Source organism: Streptomyces sp. NPDC052701 (assembly GCF_040678355.1).
Taxonomy (GTDB): domain Bacteria; phylum Actinomycetota; class Actinomycetes; order Streptomycetales; family Streptomycetaceae; genus Streptomyces.
Map to the genome: position 1 here is coordinate 472,480 of NZ_JBFATO010000001.1, position 17,059 is coordinate 489,538.

The 17,059-nt window shown below is 76.7% G+C and carries 16 protein-coding genes; 8 read left to right on the forward strand and 8 right to left on the reverse strand.

Annotated elements, in window-relative coordinates; translation table 11 throughout:
* The first annotated feature begins 86 nt into the window (after positions 1 to 86).
* The 7 genes from AB0L29_RS01915 (at position 87) to AB0L29_RS01945 (ending at position 6,584) form a co-directional block, all read left to right on the forward strand.
* Entirely contained in the window at positions 87 to 989 is a 903-nt protein-coding gene (locus AB0L29_RS01915) for a phytanoyl-CoA dioxygenase family protein (protein ID WP_365822278.1), read from the forward strand.
* The gene (locus tag AB0L29_RS01920) at positions 982 to 2,331 is read left to right on the forward strand and encodes an MFS transporter (RefSeq protein ID WP_365822280.1); all 1,350 of its coding nucleotides are present in this window, start codon (positions 982 to 984) and stop codon (positions 2,329 to 2,331) included. Before AB0L29_RS01915 ends, AB0L29_RS01920 begins: the two co-directional genes overlap by 8 nt.
* A gap of 3 nt (positions 2,332 to 2,334) precedes the next feature.
* Positions 2,335 to 3,270 carry an NAD(P)/FAD-dependent oxidoreductase gene (locus AB0L29_RS01925; RefSeq protein WP_365822282.1) on the forward strand — a complete coding sequence of 312 codons (936 nt, stop codon included), beginning with the start codon at positions 2,335 to 2,337 and terminating at the stop codon, positions 3,268 to 3,270.
* Positions 3,271 to 3,400: 130 nt separating this feature from the next.
* Positions 3,401 to 4,318, forward strand: a complete 918-nt coding sequence (locus AB0L29_RS01930) for an Inducer of phenazine A (RefSeq protein ID WP_365822284.1) — start codon at positions 3,401 to 3,403, stop codon at positions 4,316 to 4,318.
* Between the two features lie 11 nt (positions 4,319 to 4,329).
* On the forward strand, positions 4,330 to 4,512 hold the full coding sequence (locus AB0L29_RS01935; protein ID WP_365822286.1) for a hypothetical protein: 183 nt from the start codon (positions 4,330 to 4,332) through the stop codon (positions 4,510 to 4,512).
* Position 4,513: 1 nt separating this feature from the next.
* Complete coding sequence (locus tag AB0L29_RS01940) at positions 4,514 to 6,406, forward strand: carbamoyltransferase N-terminal domain-containing protein (RefSeq protein ID WP_365822288.1); 1,893 nt, start codon at positions 4,514 to 4,516, stop codon at positions 6,404 to 6,406.
* Positions 6,384 to 6,584, forward strand: a complete 201-nt coding sequence (locus AB0L29_RS01945; protein ID WP_365822290.1) for a hypothetical protein — start codon at positions 6,384 to 6,386, stop codon at positions 6,582 to 6,584. The genes AB0L29_RS01940 and AB0L29_RS01945 overlap by 23 nt, the downstream gene beginning before the upstream one ends.
* Before the next feature lie 144 nt (positions 6,585 to 6,728).
* Here AB0L29_RS01945 and AB0L29_RS01950 read toward each other — a convergent pair whose 3' ends face one another.
* From AB0L29_RS01950 to AB0L29_RS01970, 5 genes are all read right to left on the reverse strand, one after another.
* Entirely contained in the window at positions 6,729 to 7,352 is a 624-nt protein-coding gene (locus AB0L29_RS01950) for a methyltransferase domain-containing protein (RefSeq protein ID WP_365822292.1), read from the reverse strand.
* Between the two features lie 525 nt (positions 7,353 to 7,877).
* The gene (locus AB0L29_RS01955) at positions 7,878 to 8,474 is read right to left on the reverse strand and encodes a hypothetical protein (RefSeq protein WP_365822294.1); all 597 of its coding nucleotides are present in this window, start codon (positions 8,472 to 8,474) and stop codon (positions 7,878 to 7,880) included.
* 281 nt (positions 8,475 to 8,755) lie between these two features.
* The gene (locus AB0L29_RS01960; RefSeq protein WP_365822296.1) at positions 8,756 to 9,172 is read right to left on the reverse strand and encodes a CBS domain-containing protein; all 417 of its coding nucleotides are present in this window, start codon (positions 9,170 to 9,172) and stop codon (positions 8,756 to 8,758) included.
* On the reverse strand, positions 9,169 to 9,426 hold the full coding sequence (locus AB0L29_RS01965; RefSeq protein WP_365822297.1) for a hypothetical protein: 258 nt from the start codon (positions 9,424 to 9,426) through the stop codon (positions 9,169 to 9,171). Before AB0L29_RS01965 ends, AB0L29_RS01960 begins: the two co-directional genes overlap by 4 nt.
* Entirely contained in the window at positions 9,423 to 9,899 is a 477-nt protein-coding gene (locus tag AB0L29_RS01970; protein ID WP_365822679.1) for a DinB family protein, read from the reverse strand. Before AB0L29_RS01970 ends, AB0L29_RS01965 begins: the two co-directional genes overlap by 4 nt.
* Here AB0L29_RS01970 and AB0L29_RS01975 point away from each other — a divergent pair.
* Positions 9,789 to 10,016, forward strand: coding sequence for a hypothetical protein (locus AB0L29_RS01975; protein ID WP_365822299.1), 228 nt, complete (start codon positions 9,789 to 9,791; stop codon positions 10,014 to 10,016). The two genes, AB0L29_RS01970 and AB0L29_RS01975, sit on opposite strands and share 111 nt — an antisense overlap.
* Before the next feature lie 36 nt (positions 10,017 to 10,052).
* On the opposite strand, the gene AB0L29_RS01980 is transcribed toward AB0L29_RS01975, so the two are convergent.
* From AB0L29_RS01980 to AB0L29_RS01990, 3 genes are read right to left on the reverse strand one after another with little or no spacing between them, the layout of a single operon-like run.
* The gene (locus tag AB0L29_RS01980; protein ID WP_365822301.1) at positions 10,053 to 11,873 is read right to left on the reverse strand and encodes a hypothetical protein; all 1,821 of its coding nucleotides are present in this window, start codon (positions 11,871 to 11,873) and stop codon (positions 10,053 to 10,055) included.
* Positions 11,870 to 15,808, reverse strand: a complete 3,939-nt coding sequence (locus tag AB0L29_RS01985) for a DUF5682 family protein (protein WP_365822681.1) — start codon at positions 15,806 to 15,808, stop codon at positions 11,870 to 11,872. The genes AB0L29_RS01980 and AB0L29_RS01985 overlap by 4 nt, the downstream gene beginning before the upstream one ends.
* A gap of 53 nt (positions 15,809 to 15,861) precedes the next feature.
* Positions 15,862 to 17,049: an AAA family ATPase gene (locus AB0L29_RS01990; protein WP_365822302.1), complete on the reverse strand. Its 1,188-nt coding sequence runs from the start codon at positions 17,047 to 17,049 to the stop codon at positions 15,862 to 15,864.
* Between the last annotated feature and the right edge of the window lie 10 nt (positions 17,050 to 17,059).

The following is a 17,059-nucleotide window of genomic DNA, read 5'->3' on the forward strand; positions in this document are numbered from 1 at the left end:
CCCGGCGAGGCCGGCCGGACCGGCGGTGCCGGGGCCGGCCCGTCCCACCCGATCATGTGCAGGCGTCGTGCCCCTGGAGAGTGCCCGTGACCGCCGTTCAACTGCGAGACGTACACAAGACCCGACCGTTGCGCGTCCTGTCCCCCGCGGAGTGGGAACAGTGGATCACCCAAGGCTATGTGATCGTCCGTCAGGCGGTGGCGCCGGAGACGGTCGACGCCCTCACCGAGGGCCTGTACGCCTTCCTCGACATGCGTCCGGAGGATCCGTCGACCTGGACCTCCCCGCACACCGGCAACGACCGGCTGCCCGGGCACAGCGGGCTGGTGGAGATGTACAACCACCAGGCCCAGTGGGACGTCCGGCAGACCCCGCGGGTCTACGAGGCCTTCGTCGACATCTGGGACCGCACCGACCTGTGGGTCACCATCGACTTCGCCAACGTCAACCCGCCCAACCGGGGACCGCGCGCCTTCGACGGCTTCGTCCACTGGGACGTGGACACCTCCACCGACCCGCTGCCGGTGAGCTGCCAGGCGGTGCTCTCGCTGACCGAGGGCGACGAGGAGATCGGCGGCTTCCAGTGCGTGCCGGAGATCTTCACCGAGTGGGAGAAGTGGGTGGGTCAACAGCCGGAGGACCGCGACCCGTTCACCCCGGACATCACCGGCCACCCGGTCATCACACCCGAGGTCGCACCCGGCGACCTGATCATCTTCAACAGCCTGCTGCCGCACGGGGTGCACCCCAACGTCTCCGAGGACCGGGTGCGCATGGCCCAGTACCTGACCATGGCGCCCGCCTGGGAGGAGAACGCCGACCTGCGCCGGGCCCGGGTGCGGTTCTGGCGGGACCGGATCCCGCCGCACCCGCCCGAGGGCGGGGTCCGCAAGGACGAGGCCGAGCTGTACGGGCCGGCGGCGCTGACCGAACTGGGCGAGCGGCTGCTGGGCAGGCGCACGTGGCACGAGGGGAGCGTTGTTGGCTAGCACCGCCCCGTCCGGGACCCGCCCGCACCGCCGGGCGGACCTGGGCCGCCCGTTCCGCTGGCTGTGGGCCTCGACGGCCGCGTCGAACGCGGGCGACGGCATCACCCGCACGCTGCTGCCGCTGCTGGTGGTCGCGCACCACCCCGACCCCGCGGCGGTCGCCGGGCTGACCGCCGTCAACATGCTGCCCTGGCTGCTGTTCGCGCTCCCCGCGGGCGCCCTGGTGGACCGGGTGGACCGGCGCCGGATCGTGCTGGGCAGCAACCTGGTCCGCGCGGCGGCCCTGCTCGGCGCCGCCCTGGCGCTCGCCGGCGACCGCCCGCTGGTCCTGCTGTACGCGCTGGCGTTCCTGCTGGGTGTCGCCGAGACCCTCGCCGACACCGCGGCGCCCGCGATGCTGCCGCGCCTGGTCGACGAGCGGCACCTGGAGCGCGCCAACGGGCGGCTGTCGGCGGCGCAGATCGTGCTCAACGAGACGGCCGGACCGCCCGTGGCGGGCCTGCTGGCGGGCCTGGCCGCGGCGGCGGCGCTGGCCACCGGCGGGGTGCTGTACGCGCTGGCCGCGCTGCTGCTGCTCGGCCTCGCCCCGCTCGCCCGGGCCGGCGGCGGGGCGGCGCCGGACGGGCCGCGCGGCGGGGTGCTGCGCGACATCCGCGAAGGGCTCGGTTTCGTCCTCGGCCACCGCACCCTGCGGCTGACACTGGCCGCGAGCGCCCTGTACGGCCTGGTGTTCTCGGCGACCTTCTCGATGCTGGTGCTGCTCAGCCACCGCACCCTGGGGCTGGGCGGGGCGGGGTACGGACTGCTGCTGGCCGCCGGTTCGCTGGGCGCCGTCGCCGGCAGCTGGCTGGCGCCCCGGGCCGCCGACCGCCTGCCCGCCCTCCGGCTGGCCCGGTGGTCCCTGGCGGCGTCCGGCGCCGCGTACGCCGCGCTGGGCCTGGCCCGCCACCCGGTCCTGGCCGCGCTGGCGCTCGCCGCCAACGGGGTCTTCATGATGGGCTGGAACATCCCCGTGATGTCGCTGCGCCAGCGGCTCACCCCGGAGGATCTCCAGGGCCGGGTGATGAGCGTGTCCCGGCTGTGCGCGTGGGGCTCCATGCCGGTCGGCGCGACACTCGGCGGACTGCTCGCCGAGGCCCTGTCCGTGCCCGCGGTCTTCGTGGTGTGCGGGACCGTCCTGGCGGTGGGCGCGTCGCTGCTGCTCGCGCCCCTGCGCGAACCGCCCCGCGCGTCCGGCGGCCGGCCCGCGCGCACCGGACCCCCGGCGCCCTGCCCGCCACCGCCCGAGGGCCCGCCGCCCTCCGTTCCGCCCGAGCACAGCGACCTTCTCGACAAGGGGTGACCATTGGACACGCAGCTCTACGACACGGTGATCGTCGGAGGCGGCCCGGCAGGCCTGAACGGAGCACTGTACCTGGGCCGTTCACGCCGCCGCGTGCTGCTGATCGACTCGGGCGACGCCCGCAACATGGCGGCGGGCGTCATGCACAACGTCCTGACCAACGACGGGGCGACGATCGCCGACTTCCGCTCCCGCGCCCGCGCCCAGCTCGCCGCGTACGACGTGTCGTTCCGCGACGACGAGGTGGTGTCGGCCGAGCCCGACGGCGACCGGGTGGCGGTCACCACCAAGGAGTCCGGCACCTTCCGCGCCCGCACCCTGCTGTACGCGGCCGGTGTCCGCTCGGTGCTGCCGCCGGTCGCGGGCCTGGCGGACCTGTGGGGCAAGGCGGTCTTCGAGTGTCCGTACTGCCACGCCTGGGAGGTGCGCGAGCGCTCCTTCGCCGTGTACGGAGGGGCCGTGCCCGGCGAGTGCCTGGCCGCGACCCTGACCGTGTGGTCCGACAGCATCACCTACCTCACCGACCGGCGCGAGCTGCCCGGGGACGAGCGGGACCGGCTCACCGCGGCCGGAGTCCCCGTCGTCACCGACAAGGTCGGCGGGGTGAGGCCGCACCCCGAGGGAGTCGAGGTCCTCTTCGAGGACGGCCGGTCCGCGAGCTACGGCGCGCTGTTCCTGCACCTGGACACCGAACCCCGGGTGGCCCCGCTGCGCCCCTGGCTGCAGGCCCCGGACCTGGAGTCCGTACAGACCGACGAGCGCGGCCGCACCAGCCTGCCCCGGCTCTACGTGGCCGGAGACCTCGGCCGGAACATGCAGCAGGCCGCGATGGCCGCCGCCAGCGGAGGCCTGGCGGGCATGGCCATCAACGCCGACCTGATCCGCGAGGACCGCCCCGGCTCCCTGCCCGAGCCGCCGCCCCCGGCCCCCGCCCGCTGAACGCACCCGCACACGCCGTGGCACCGGCCCCGCGCGCACGCCGTGGCACCGGTCGACGCGCACGGCGGGACGGCCGGCCCGCACCCCCAGGCACGACAGCCGCACAGCACACCGACGGGAGCCCCTCGCGATGACGTCACCCCGCGCCGAGTTCACCCCGCACATGGAGCACTACACCTTCGTCCTGGAGGACCAGCCCTACCTGGGGTACTTCCAGTACGGCAACGAGAAGACCCCCGTCTACACCACCGACCGGCACGGCTTCCGGGTCACCCCGGGCCCTGCCGGACTGCGGGCGACGGTCGGCGACGACCGCCCCGACGGCCCGGTGCGGGTGCTCGCGGGCAGTTCCGCGGTCTTCGGGGTGGGCGCCACGGGCGACGCGGCGACGATCACCGCGCGGCTGTGGAACGCCCACGCGCCCCGGCTGCCCTGGCTGAACTTCGCCGGGCAGAGCCACAACTCGGCCCAGGAGCTGCTGCTGTTCACCCTGTTCCAGCACGAACTCCCGCCGGTGGAGGACATCGTGCTGCTCTCCGGGGTCAACAACCTGGTGCTCAGCCGGCTGCCCGAGGAGAAACAGGGCCGGCACGGCGCCTTCTTCGACTGCGGGCCCGCCCCCGACGTGGTACCGCCCCCCGACCGGCGGGTCGCCCACGCCACGGAGTTGACGATCCGTCACCTCGGCGGGTGGAAACGGCTCGCGAACGCCCTGGGCGCCCGGCTGACCTTCGTGCTCCAGCCGCTCGCGCCCTGGGTGCGCGAGGAGCCGCTGCCCCGCGAGAGGCAGCTCTTCGACGAACTGGACGAGGTGTCCAACTTCCGCCGCTTCCACAACGACATCTCCACCACGGCGGTGGGCCGCGCCTACGCGGACCGGCTGGCCGCCGGGTGCGCACGGCTCGACGTGCCGTTCCTGGACATGAACGTCGCGCTGGCCGAGGCCGCCGGTCCGCGGGACTGGCTGTTCATCGACCGTGTGCACTGCACCGACCTCGGCTACGACCTGGTGGCCCGGCAGCTGGCCGGCCGCCTCGACCTCGGGTGAGGAGCCCAGCGATGCACGACGACAGCAACGCGGCGCACACCTCGGCGTTCCGCCGCCTCGCCTCCTGGCTGCGCCGCCGCGGCCGGCCCCGGCCTTCCCCCGGCACCCCGCCGGAGCGTCCCGCCGCCCAGGCCCCGCCGTCCCGGCTGCGACCGCAGCCCGAGGACGACGCGTCCGTCTACCCCCTGTTCTGACATGCGGACCGGCAGGGGCGGCGCGCGCGCCGGCCGCCCGGACCACGGCGGGGCGGACGGCCCGGTGCTGGGCATCTCCGCCTACTACCACGACAGCGCGGCGGCCCTGGTGGCCGGCGGCGCCCCGCTCGCGGCGGCGCAGGAGGAGCGCTTCACCCGGCGTCGCCACGATCCCGGCTTCCCCTCGCACGCCGTCGCCTACTGCCTGCGCGAGGCCGGCCTGCGCCTGGACGAGCTGGCGGCCGTGGCGTTCTACGAGGACCCGGCGCTGAAGTTCCGCCGGGTGCTGGCGACCTGGCTGGCCACGGCCCCGCGCGGTTTCCCCGTGTTCCGCCGGACGTTCCCGCAGTGGGCCGGCTGGAAGCGGCGCGCCCTGGACGAGGTGCGGGCGCATCTGCGCGGCCTGGCGCCCGGGCGGCGGCTGCCGCCGGTGGTGGCGCACCGCCACCACGCCTCGCACGCCGCGTCGGCGTTCTTCCCGAGCCCGTACCCGTCGGCGGCGGTGCTGTGCGTCGACGGCGTGGGGGAGTGGGCGACGACGACGCTGTGGCACGGCCGGGGCACCGGGCTCCGCCCGCTCGCGGAACTGCGCTTCCCCCACTCGCTGGGCATGCTGTACTCGGCGTTCACGTACTTCTGCGGCTTCAAGGTCGACTCCGGCGAGTACAAGCTGATGGGCCTGGCGCCCTACGGGACGCCGCGCTACGCGCCGCTCATCCGGCAGCGGCTGATCGACGTCAAGCCGGACGGCTCCTTCCGCCTGGACCTGAGCCGCTTCACCTTCCAGTACGGGCGGACCATGGCCGGCCGGGCCTTCGAGGAGCTGTTCGACGGGCCGCGCCGGACACCGGAGGGCCCGCTCACCGAAAGGGAGTTCGACCTGGCGGCCTCCGTGCAGCAGGTGACCGAGGAGGTGGTGCTGCGGCTGGCCCGGACGGCGCTGGAACGCACCGGGGAGCGACGGCTGTGCCTGGCCGGCGGCGTGGCGCTCAACTGCGTGGCCAACGGCCGGATCCTGGCCGACGGGGTCTGCGAGGAGGTGTGGGTCCAGCCGGCGGCCGGGGACGCGGGCGGGGCGCTCGGCGCGGCCCTGGCCGAGGCGCACCGCCGGGGCGCGCCCCGCGCCCACGTGGGGCGCGGCACGGACGCGATGCGCGGCGCGCTGCTCGGCCCCGGCTACGGCGACCGGGAGATCGCCGAGTTCCTGACCCGCGGCGGCTACCCCGCCGTGCGCCTGCCGGAGCGGGAACTGGTGGAACGGGTCTCGGCGGAGCTGGCGCGGGGCAGGGTGGTGGGCTGGTTCCAGGGGAGGATGGAGTTCGGACCGCGGGCGCTGGGCAACCGGTCGATCCTCGCCGATCCGCGCGACCCCGCCATGCAGTCCACCCTCAACCTCAAGACCAAGTTCCGGGAGTCCTTCCGCCCGTTCGCGCCCGCGGTGCTCGCCGAGGACGCCAAGGACTGGTTCGACCTGGCGTCGGAGAGCCCGTACATGCTGCTGACCGCGCAGGTCGCCGCGGCCCGGCGGCGGGAGTGCGGGGACGCGGCCGAGGGGGTCAGGGGCCTGGACCTGCTGCGGGTACCGCGCTCGACGATCCCGGCGGTCACCCACGTCGACGGTTCGGCCCGGGTGCAGACCGTGACGGCCGGGCACAACGCGCGCTTCCACGCACTGCTCACCGCCTTCCGGGACCGCACGGGCTGCCCGGTGCTGGTGAACACCTCGTTCAACGTGCGCGGGGAGCCGATCGTGCGCGACCCCGGGGAGGCGTACGCCTGCTTCATGCGCACCCGGATCGATCTGCTGGTCCTCGGCGACTTCCTGCTGGACAAGCGGGACCAGCCCAAGTGGCGGGAGGAGGACGACTGGCGTGCCAGGATCCCGGTGGACTGAGCGGCTGCGGCACCTGGCCCTGGCGGCGCTGTACTTCGCGGTGGTCACCCCGGCCGGGTGGTGCGTGCGGACGGTACGGGACCCCCTGCGGCGTTCCTGGGACGGCGCCCGGACGAGCTACCTGGACGACCCGGCACCTCCCCGCGTCCCCCGGGCGCCTTCTCGCCGGGCGCGCTGAGCGGACGCGGCAGGCTCACGAGGCTCCGCCCGCGGAGGGCGGCACGGCACGGACGCGGAGGCCGCACGCGGCCGGCACCGGCCGCGAGGCCGGCTCCCCGCCCCCGGTCCGCCGTGGATCCCGCGCGGGGGACGGGTTCCCGGTCTACCCGGCGTCCGGGCTGGTCGCCGAAGTCACCACCACGCGACGCGTACCGACGACGTGGACGCGGGAATCGGCCTGGGTGAACCCGCACTCCGTCGCCCAGGCGCTCGCCTCCCGCGCGCTGCCGGGCAGCGGCACGTCACGGGCGACATGGCCGGCGAAGCGCTGCGAGGGACGGAAGTGCGTGGCCAGGGGCAGCGTGAAACCCACCCGGCCGCCCGGACGCAGGGCGCGCCGCCAGTCGGTCAGGGCCCGGCGCCCCAGGAAGTGCAGCGAGGACGCGCAGAGCACGACGTCGAGGGAGTGATCGGCGACGGGCAGCGGTACGGCGTCGGCGACCCGCCAGTCGATCGCCGTGTCACGTCCCAGGGCCGCGGCGCGGGCCCGGCCCACCGCGACCATCCCGGCGGACAGATCGACGGCCAGGACGGGCCGGGCGGTGCCGGGCCGGGCCTGCGCGAGCTGCAGGGCGACGGCTCCCGCGCCGCACGCCACGTCGGCGACCGTGTCGGCCGCGCCGGGTGCCACCCATGCGATCAGGGCCCGCGCGATCTCCTCGTGGTGGGGGTGATCGTAGGTGTCGGCCAGCTCGTCGAAGGCCCCGGCCAGCGCTGTGCTCCGCATCACCGTCCGATCCTAGCCGCCGGGCCGCGCCGGCCGGCCGCGGACCGGGCACCTATCGGCGTCCCGCCGGAGGAGCACGTGAGAGGGCCGGCCGGCCCTGGTCCGGCTGGCGGGCGGGCGCGGTGACCGTGGCACGGCGGCGATGGTCCGGGGCCGGAAGCACCTCGCGCAGGGGCGCGGTGCGCGTATGCGTGTGACCGGGCGGAAAGGCGCCCGCCGCCCGCGACGGGGGAGTGGACGGCGGGGTCCGGCCCGGGGGTCGCCCGTACGGGTCCGGAGCACGGGGTGCCGCTTTCCACGGGCCGGCCGCGTCCGCCCTTCGGAGGCGGGGCCCGCTCCGCCCTGCCCGCCGCACCGCCGTCCGGTTGCTTCCCGGCGGTCACCGGCACGGACGTCGCGGTGACCGTGGTGACCGTGGTGCACGGCGGCCCTCGGCACACCGGGCCGTCAGGGGACCCGAACGCGCCGTCCGGCCGTGGTCACCGGATCCGCCGTCGTGCGCGACACCACGTCGGCACCGGCGGTTCAATGCATGAAGTGGTGGCCCCGTCCCGACTGCATGTGCGGGGTGAAGGTGCGGGCCCGCTGCCACATGCCGCGCTGCTGCTCCTCGGGCCGCTGCTGCTCGCCGTGCAGGGCGTTGAGGACCAGCAGCCCGCCGGTGAGGGCCGGGACGACCCACTGCATGCGCGTGAGCTGCTGCTGGGCCTTGTCGGTGTCGATGGGGTGCTGGGCGGCCTTCTCGGCGTCCTCCTGGTCGGTGGAGGAGGCGAGCTCGATCTTCTTGCCCAGCACGCGGCTGTAGGCGGTGGCCGCGAGTGCGGCGCCGGTCAGGACGGTCTTGGCGAGCGTGGAGGCGCCCACGCCCTGCTGGGCGGTGACGCGCGGGGCGTTCGCGGCGAGCAGGCCGCCGCCGCCGAACAGGTGCGCTGCGATCGCCGCGGCGTTGACGGGTGTCCACTTCGCCCAGCCGGAGCTGGAGATCCTCGCGGTGTTCGCCCAGGTGCCGCCCTCGTCGCGGGCCGCGCCGTTCAGCCCGATCGCGCCCATCAAGGAGCCGCCGAACCAGGCGGCCAGCCCCACGTCGTGCAGGCTGCGCAGCAGCGTGTTGCGTTCGGACATGCCAAGAGCTCCCTTGCTGTGGGGTGAAAGAAACGCCGACGAAGTCCGGTCGACGTCCTCCTCACCGTCGCCCATCGTCCGCACGCCCGCCATCGGGCCGGGGCAAACGGGCCACAGGGGGCGGGAAGTCCGCAAGGGGGCGGGCCGGGTGGCCTCACGGCGGGCCGGGTGGCCTCACCGGCTCCGGCGCCGGTGAGGCGCCGGGCTAGCGCGGCGTCGGGCCGCGGGGGCACGGCGGCGGCCGGAGGGCCCCGGCCCGCGCCCCCCGGCCCACCCGCGGGTCACTCGCTGGAGATGACTTCGAGCAGGTCTCCGACGGCGCGGTCGGGCAGGGCGCGGGCCACGTCGGCCAGCGCGACGATGCCGACGAGGCGGTGGCCGTCGATGACGGGCAGACGGCGCACCTTGTGGGAGGCCATGGTGCTCAGGATCTCCTCGGCGCCGTCGTCCGCACCGATCGTCACGGCCTCGCCCTGAGCCAGGTCACCGGCCTTGACCTGGGCCGGGTCCTTGCCGACGCCCAGAACCTTGACGACGATGTCCCGGTCGGTGAGCACGCCCTTGAGGCGGTCGTCGGTGCCGCAGATGGGCAGCGCGCCCACACCGAGTTCGGTCATCTTGCGCGCCGCGTCCAGGACGGTGTCCTCGGCGCCCACGCACTCAGCACCCTCGGTCATGATCTCCCGCGCCGTGGTCATGCGTCCTCCTGAAAGGTCGAAACGTTGGGGATGCTGTCGGATAACCCGCCTGCGGCGCGGCGAAACACCCTGGGCACGATCTTGCTCATTCCGTGGGTCGAGACGTTCCCGTTCCCGGAGGGCGCGGCCGAAGCGGGCGCGGGGCCGGTCCGGGAGGTCTGGCCGGCGGTGTCACGACGGCGGTCACCGGGGTCGTCGAGGGCGTCGAGGGCGTCGTGGTCGCCGTGGGCGTCGTGGTCGCCGGGGGCGATCACCCCATGCTCTTGGCGCCGTCCAGGGACTCGCGGATGATGTCGGCGTGACCGGCGTGCTGGGCTGTCTCACCGATGATGTGCAGCAGGACCCGGCGAGCGGACCAGCGCGTGCCCGGCTCGTGCCAGGGGGCCGGGGGCAGCGGCTGGGACGCGTCCAGGCCGGGCAGTGCGCGGACCACTTCCTCCGTCCGCCGGGCCACCTCGGCGTACTCCTCCAGCACTCCGGCCAGGGTCTCGCCGGGCAGCATGCGGAAGTCGTCGGCCCGCCGGGCCCAGTCGGCCTCGGTCATGCGGTTCCAGTCGCCCAGTGCCGCCGGGCCTTGCAGGAGGAAGTCCACCCAGGACCGTTCGACGGACGTGACGTGTTTGACGAGGCCGCCGAGGCACAGTTCGCTGACGGTGGTCCGCCGTCCGGCCTGCTCGTCGGTGAGGTCGCGGGTGGTCAGGCGCAGGAACCCGCGGTGGTGGGCCAGTGCCTCCAGCAGGTCGGCGCGTTCGCCGCGGGCCTCGCGGGAGGGCGCGGTCGGGTCGGTGGCGGGGTTGGTCGCGTTCAGCGTCTCCGGCTTTCGTCGGTGGTGCTCCGCGTGTGAGCGCCACGTTATGAGCCGTGTAGGCCGGATCCCGGCCTAAAGACGCGGCAGGGAACCTGGCGCGGACACGTCGGCCGCGTCGGCCCCCCAGGCGCCCGCGCACAGTGCCCGTTCGACCGCCTCGGTGTAGAGGGCCGCAGCGAGCCAGGCGCGGGCGAAGCGGTCCGTGTCGGCCGGGAGCAGGCGGCCGAAGGCGTCGCGGGAGCGGTCTGCGGCGGCGGCGTGGAGGCCGTCCAGGAGATCGCCCGCCGTGGCGAGGCCGAGACGACGCAGGCGGACGGCGTCACCCGGCCCGCTCCCGGCGAAGGCGAGGACCCGGCGGCCCCCGGACACCGCCTGGTGGACGCGGCGGCGCAGCAGGTGCAGCGGGGCCTCGTCCCCGGCGGGGACGGCCGCGGCCGGTGGCGGGACCGCCCCGGTGGGCAGGTCCGCGTGCTGGAGGCGGTCCAGGCCGAGGTCCACCCGTGCGGCGGGGTCGGTGGGGTGCTCGGCGGCGAGCAGCAGGGCCCGGGGGAGCGGCCCGGGGACCAGGCGCGCGACGATCCGCAGCCGGCTGCCCCGGGCGGCGGAGAGCAGGCGGAGGTTGTCGCGGCAGGGGAGCGAGGGATCGTCGTGGGCCGCGGCCAGCCGCAGGGTCAGACCCGCGCAGTCGGCCAGCAGGCAGTCGCCCGTCGCCTCCCGGACCGTGCCCGTGAGGGTCACGTCGAGGAACAGCAGGTCCTGCCCGCCGTTCAGGGCCCGGGCCACCTGTCCGGCGACCGGCACGGCCCACAGCTTCTCCAGCGGCTCGGCGTGCCAGGCCGTGCCGGACGCGCGGACCGCCCGTACCGAGGCCCCCGCGCCCAGGCGGCCCGTCGGGGAGACGGTGGCACCGGACACGGCCAGGCCCGCGCGCGACAGTTCACGGTGGGTCAGGGCGGTGTCGCCGATCCGTACGGTCCGGTCGGCGGCGCCGGCCGCCCGGGCGGGTCCGCCCGGCGCCACGTCCGACACCGTGTACAGGCGTCCGTCGGCGTCGGCGGTCCAGGTGACCGCGCCCGCGTAGCCGGTGGCCGTCAGGACGGGCTCCGAGAAGAGCCCGTACAGACGCAGGGAGCCGTCCGGGCGGTACGGCCGGCGGACCGTGCCGCGCAGTTCGGCCAGGTCCGGGCCGGTGGCGCGCGGGATGCGGTGGGTGACGCCCAGGACGCCGGCCAGCGCCCCGGCGAGGTCGGCGAGGCGGTGTCCGGGGTCGGCGGAGCGGGCCGCGCGCACCCCGGTGACCACGGAGACCGCCGCGGCAGAGGCCCGGGGGAGGCCGGCGAGACGGGCGGTGTGCGCCGCGCGCAGGAGTTCCGCCTGGAGCACGGCGCCCGCACCGTCCGTGCCCGCTTCCAGGACGGCGGCGGCCGCGTCGTACACCGCTCGGGCGGCGGCGCGCTGCTCGGCGGTGGCGTGCTGCTCGGCGGTGGCGGCCTCGGCCCGCGCCTGTCCCGCCGGGTCCGTCTCCCCGGCCGTCCCGGTGTCCTCCGCCGCCTGCACCGCCTGCACCGCCTCCGCGGCCCCGGCAGGGTCCGGGACGGGAGCGTCGGCGGCGACCGGCGCGGCCGAGGCGGCCGCCGCGCGGTGCAGGCAGCCCGGCGCCAGCAGGCACCCGCAGCGGATCGCGTCCGCGCTGCTCACCGTGTTGCCGGGCGCGTGCAGGACGACGTCGGTCTCGTCGTCGACGGCGATCCGCACGGTGTCGCCCGCACGGACCACCGGACGCGCCGCGAGCTTGGCGACACCCGCGTCCAGCCGCTTGCGGAGCCGGGGCGAGAGCGCCCCGACCAGTTCGGCGGTGACGGACGGGAGGACCGGAGGCAGATCCGGGCTCATGCGATCTTCTCCCCTACCCAGCGGGCGAGTTCGAGCGGACTGAGGGCGGCGACGGGCATGCCCGCGGCGACGAGCCGGCCGGCGACTCCCGTGGAGTAGCGGGGCCGGCCCGTGTCGTCGAGGCTCGCGCAGCCCAGGACGTGGCAGCCGGCTCCGACCAGCGCGCGGACCTCGGCGAGCAGGCCGCCGAGCGGATGGCCCTCCTCGAAGTCGCTGACGACCACGACGAGGGTGCGCGACGGCACGGTGACGAGCTCGCGCGCGTGCCGCAGGCCCGCCGCGATGTGGGTGCCGCCGCCCACGCTGACCTCCAGCAGCAGCGACAGCGGGTCGTCCACGTGCCCCGTGAGGTCGATGACCTCCGTGGAGAACGCCAGGAAGTGGGTGGAGAGCGTCGGCACCCCCGCCAGTACCGAGGCGGTCAGCGCGGCCCACACCGTGGACGCCTCCATGGACCCCGACACGTCCGTGACCAGGATCAGCCGCCAGTCGGCGGCCCGGCGCGCCCGCGTGCGGAACACCGGCCGCTCGGGGATCACCCGGATCGTGCCGTCCGGGCCGCGGCGCGCGGTCGCCAGGTTGGCCCGCAGCGTGCGGGGCAGGTCCAGGCCGCCGCCGGGCCGCCGGCCGGGACGCGGCAGGGCCGTGCCGTGCAGGGCGGGGCGCAGGCGGGTGGCCAGTTGCCGGGTCAGCGCGTCGACCAGCCGCCGCACGAGCGGGCGCAGCGCGGCCAGCCGCGCCTCCGGGAGCCCGCCCGCGTGCCGCAGCACGGTGCGCAGCAGGTCCACCGAGGGCCGCACGCTGTCTGCGTCCAGCTCGGCGAGGACGTCCTTGCGGCCCGTCGCGGCGGCCGCCGCCAGCACCTCCTCCCGGATGTCCGGCCCGAACAGCGCGGCCAGCTCCTCGGACCACTCCCGCACCCCGGGGTACGGCGCCTCCCGCCCGCCACCGGTCCCCGGACCCGTCAGGCCGCCCCGGCTGCCTTCACCGCGTCCGCTGCCGTACAGCTCGTCCAGCGCGGTCGCCAAGGGCGCGGCGGACGGCGGCAGCCGGTCCGCGCGGCGGCCGAGGAGCAGGCGCCACCGGTCGGCGGGGGCGAGGAGGCGTTCTCCCGCCCGGGCCGGTGCGCCCTGCGCGGCGGCGCCCTGCGCCGCGCCCCCCGGCGCGGGCTCGCCGGGGACGCCCGCGGGGGCGTCCGCGATGACGCCCGCGGGGACGCCGCGTTCCCGGACCCCGTCCGTCGGGGCGTCGCTCGCCGGGGTGTTGCCCGTCGGGACCCCGTCGGTCGGGGCGTCGCTCGCCGGGGTGTTGCCCGTCGGGACCCCGTCCGTCGAGACCCCGCCCACCGGAACCTCGCCCGTCGGGGCGTCGCTCGCCGGGGTGTTGCCCGCCGGGGCACCGCCCGTCGGGCCCTCGCTCGCTGGAGCGCCGTCCGCCGGGGCGCCGCCCGCCGGGGCGCCGCCCGCCGGGACCCTGCCCGCCGGGGCCCTGCCCGCCGGGGCGTCGCTCGCCGGAGCGTCGCCCGGCGCGGGCAGCAGCCCCAGCGACCGCAGCGTCTCGCGGGCCGCGAAGTCCGCCCCGGTCCAGGCGGCCAGGGCGGCCGGGTCGACTCCGTCCGTGTCGGCGACGCGCGCGGTGCCCAGGCGCTCCTCGACGGCGTCCAGGAGACGGTCGCGAGCCGCGGGGGCGAGGGTGTCGAAACCGCCGCGCAGCGCGGGGAGCCGGTCCAGGAACTCCCGGTCGGACAGCTCCGACACCCGGCTGAGCAGGGGCTCCAGCGCGGGCGCCGCCGACTCCAGCAGCGGGCCCGCGGCGGTCAGCAGGCCACCGAGCCGGGCGGTGAGCGCCGCGCGCGAGTCCGGGCCGGTGGCCCCGTCGACCCAGGAGGCCACACGGTCGCCGAAGACCCGCGCGTCCTCCTGCCCGAGCAGGACGCGCACGGCCCCCGCGGCACCGCGCATCAGCGGCGAGCCGCCGGCGGACAGGCGGGCCAGGGCGTCGGCGAGCCGGATGCCGCCCAGCAGGTCGGCGCGGTGGGCGAGTTCGAGCAGTGCGTGGGCGTCGGCGGGGTCCTCGGACCCGGTCAGGCCGTCCACCTGCCGCACCGCCGCCGCCGTGAGCAGCTCCGCCACGGCGGCCGCCCGGGCCGTACGGTCCGTCCCGGCGCCGAGTCCCGGGACGTGACCGGCCCGCACCCGCTCCAGCAGGGTCAGGCCGGCGAGGAGTTCCGGCAGGGTACCGGCCTGCGGGAGGACTTCGGCGAGGTCGTCGAGCCGCTGGTCCGCGAGCACGGCCAGACCGCACTCCGCCGCCCGTTCGAGCCCTTCGAGGGCCTGTGCGGCCGTCGGGCCGCCCTCGTCCCGCTCCACGCGCCGCCGTTCGCGCAGAACACCCTCGGCGGCCTGCGCGGGAGTGACCCCGCGCACGCCGGCCGCGTTCAGCACGGCCGCCGTGGCGGGTGTCCAGCGCACCTCCCAGCGCGAGGTGAGGGCCTCGGCGCCGCCCGCCCCGACGACTTCCCTGACCTCCCCGTAGGGCACCCCGCACACCGCCAGCCGGCGCAGCAGCAGCTCACGGCGCCGGTCGAGGTCGGACCGCAGCGGGTCCAGCCGCAGATCCCGGGCCGCGCCGGGGCCGTCCTCCTGCGGGCCCGGCAGGCCGATCCGCGCCACCTCGGCCTCCACCGCGGGGGCGAGACCGCTGCGCGGCGCCTGCGGGGCGGGGCGCCCGGTGCGCGTGCCGACGAGGACCCGCTCCATCGCCCGCGCCACGGCCCGCCCCCGCCCGTACGGCTCACCCTGCGCGAGCACCGTCTGCACGGCCTCGACCAGTTCACCGCGGCCCGCCGCGGGCAGCCCGCGCAGCCGGGCGAGGTCCGAGGCGAGCCGGCTGATCTCCCGCGCGTCCGCCGGCCCCGAGGGGTGGCCCAGGTCCCGCAGTTCGGCGCAGACGCGGACGGCCGCCCGCGTGAGCGCCTCCTCCAGCGCCGCGGGATCGCCCGCCGCGCGCAGGACCATGTCCTGCCACTGCGGATCCCGGATGCCCGCCGGGTAGCCGGACCGTTCGTCGAGGAGGGCGTACGTGTACGGGATCAGCGAGGTCGTCCAGGCGGGCCGGTGCGCACCGGCCGCCGCCGCGGCCTCCTCGCCGGTGCCCCGCCGCCCGGGCGCCGGGACGTGGAACGCGCCGGCCCCGGCCGCCGTCCCGTCCTCCTGCCGTACGAGCGCGGGGGCGTGGAACGCGCCGACCACCACGGCGGCCCGCTCCCCGCGCGCGGTGGCCTCGGCCAGCCGGGCCCGCATCCACTCCTCGCGCCGCAGGTCCAGTTCGGGCACGCCGCCCGAGGCGGCCGCGTCCTCGCGCAGCGCCCACCCGGTGAGCAGGGCCGCCCGGCGCAGGGCCTCGGGCGGGGAGCCGGGGGCGGTGGCCTCCACGAGCCGGTCCCACAGGTCGTCCCCGGGGCGGCCCGTCAGCCGGGCCCGCACCGCGGTGGCGAGGCCGGGTGCGCCGGCCTGCCGCCCGCCGTCCCGCCGTCCCCCGTGCCACGCGCGGTCGGCGAGCGGCAGGTCGCAGGCGACGACCGGCACGCCGCGTTGGGCGGCCCAGCGCACCGCGGCCAGTTCGGGCGAGAAGTCGGCGAACGGGTAGAACGCCGGCCCCGCGCCGCCGCTCCCGTCGCCGGGTGCGGCGGCGAGCGCCACCGGGGCCCGCGTCTCCTCGTGCCCCAGCCAGGGCAGCCACTGCTGCATCTCGGCCGGCAGTTCGACGAGCAGTACGTCCGGCTCCGCCCCGTCCAGCAGCGCGGGCACGGCGGCGGCCAGGGAGGGCGCGTGGTGCCGTACGCCGACGAGATAGGGCGCGCACGGGCCGGTGAGGGCGGCGAGTGCCGCGTCGGGCGAGGCGGGCGGGTCACCCGGGCCGGACGGACCGGGCAGGCCACCCGGGCCGGGCGGGGCGGGGACGGCTCCGGGGGAGAGGGACACGGCCGTCAGCCCTCCAGAACCGTACGCAGGTCCCACAGGGTGCGCCAGGTGGCGGAACCCTGCTCGGCGCGGCGCCGGACGGGACCGTCCCAGTAGCCCCGCAGCCGGGCCGCGTCGGCGGGGTCGTCCTTGCGGACCACGCCCAGCAGGTGCCCCGGCAGCAGTCCCAGCACGTCGCGGTCGCCCGGGAAGTACGCCGCCGCGAGGGCGAGCGCGCCGGCCACGGACACGGCCTCCGCGGTGCTCATCACCGTGGACGGCCGCTCCACCTCCCAGCCCTCCGCGGACCGGCCCTCGCGCAGGTCCCGGAAGGCGGTGACCAGGACCTCCAGCACGGCGTCGTCGACCTGGAACGGCGCCCCGGCCCGCTCCACGGACGCCCGCGCCTGGCTGCGCACCAGCGCGGTCTCCGCCTCGAGGTCCCCGATCGGGCCGACCGTCTCGAAGTTGAAGCGGCGCTTGAGGGCCGCGGACATCTCGGAGACGCCCTTGTCGCGCAGGTTGGCGGTGGCGATGAGGTTGAAGCCGGGCGCCGCGTGCGCCAGGGCGTCCTCGGTGCCGGCCAGTTCGGGCACGGCGATCCGCCGCTCGGAGAGCAACGACACCAGCGAGTCCTGCACTTCGGGCAGGCAGCGGGTGACCTCCTCGACGCGGGCGACGGCGCCCCGGGCCATGGCGGTCAGGACGGGAGAGGGCACGAGCGCCTGCCGGGTGGGGCCCTGCGCCAGCAACAAGGCGTAGTTCCAGCCGTACTTGAGCTGGTCCTCGGTGGTGCCGGCCGTGCCCTGCACCACCAGGCCGCTGGTGCCGCACACGGCGGCGGAGAGCAGCTCCGACAGCATCGACTTGGCGGTGCCGGGCTCGCCGACGAGCAGCAGGCCGCGTTCCCCGGCGAGGGTCACCACGCACCGCTCGACCAGCGCCCGGTCGCCGACGAACTTGTCCTCGACCACCAGGCGGCGCGGTACCCCGTCGGGCACTCCGGCGCCGTCGGGCAGCTTCAGGGCCCGACCGCCGCTGCCCATGACGAACGTGACGACCGCGCGCGGGGTGAGCCGCCACGCGGGCGGGCGCGGCCCGTCGTCGTACGCGGCGAGGAAAGCCAGTTCGGCCGCGTACCGGTCCTCGGGCGGGACGATCTGGCGGGCCGGGGAGGGAGAAGGGGAAGGGGAAGGGGAAGAGTTGGTGGTCATCGGCGCGGGT

What these genes read in the sequence shown, in the direction of transcription:
- AB0L29_RS01930 (WP_365822284.1), top strand. Translation starts at nt 3,401, where the DNA reads ATGACGTCACCCCGCGCCGAGTTCACCCCGCACATGGAGCACTACACC.
- AB0L29_RS01935 (WP_365822286.1), top strand. Translation starts at nt 4,330, where the DNA reads ATGCACGACGACAGCAACGCGGCGCACACCTCGGCGTTCCGCCGCCTC.
- AB0L29_RS01940 (WP_365822288.1), top strand. Translation starts at nt 4,514, where the DNA reads ATGCGGACCGGCAGGGGCGGCGCGCGCGCCGGCCGCCCGGACCACGGC.
- AB0L29_RS01950 (WP_365822292.1), bottom strand. Translation starts at nt 7,352, where the DNA reads ATGCGGAGCACAGCGCTGGCCGGGGCCTTCGACGAGCTGGCCGACACC.
- AB0L29_RS01955 (WP_365822294.1), bottom strand. Translation starts at nt 8,474, where the DNA reads ATGTCCGAACGCAACACGCTGCTGCGCAGCCTGCACGACGTGGGGCTG.
- AB0L29_RS01960 (WP_365822296.1), bottom strand. Translation starts at nt 9,172, where the DNA reads ATGACCACGGCGCGGGAGATCATGACCGAGGGTGCTGAGTGCGTGGGC.
- AB0L29_RS01980 (WP_365822301.1), bottom strand. Translation starts at nt 11,873, where the DNA reads ATGAGCCCGGATCTGCCTCCGGTCCTCCCGTCCGTCACCGCCGAACTG.
- AB0L29_RS01990 (WP_365822302.1), bottom strand. Translation starts at nt 17,049, where the DNA reads ATGACCACCAACTCTTCCCCTTCCCCTTCCCCTTCTCCCTCCCCGGCC.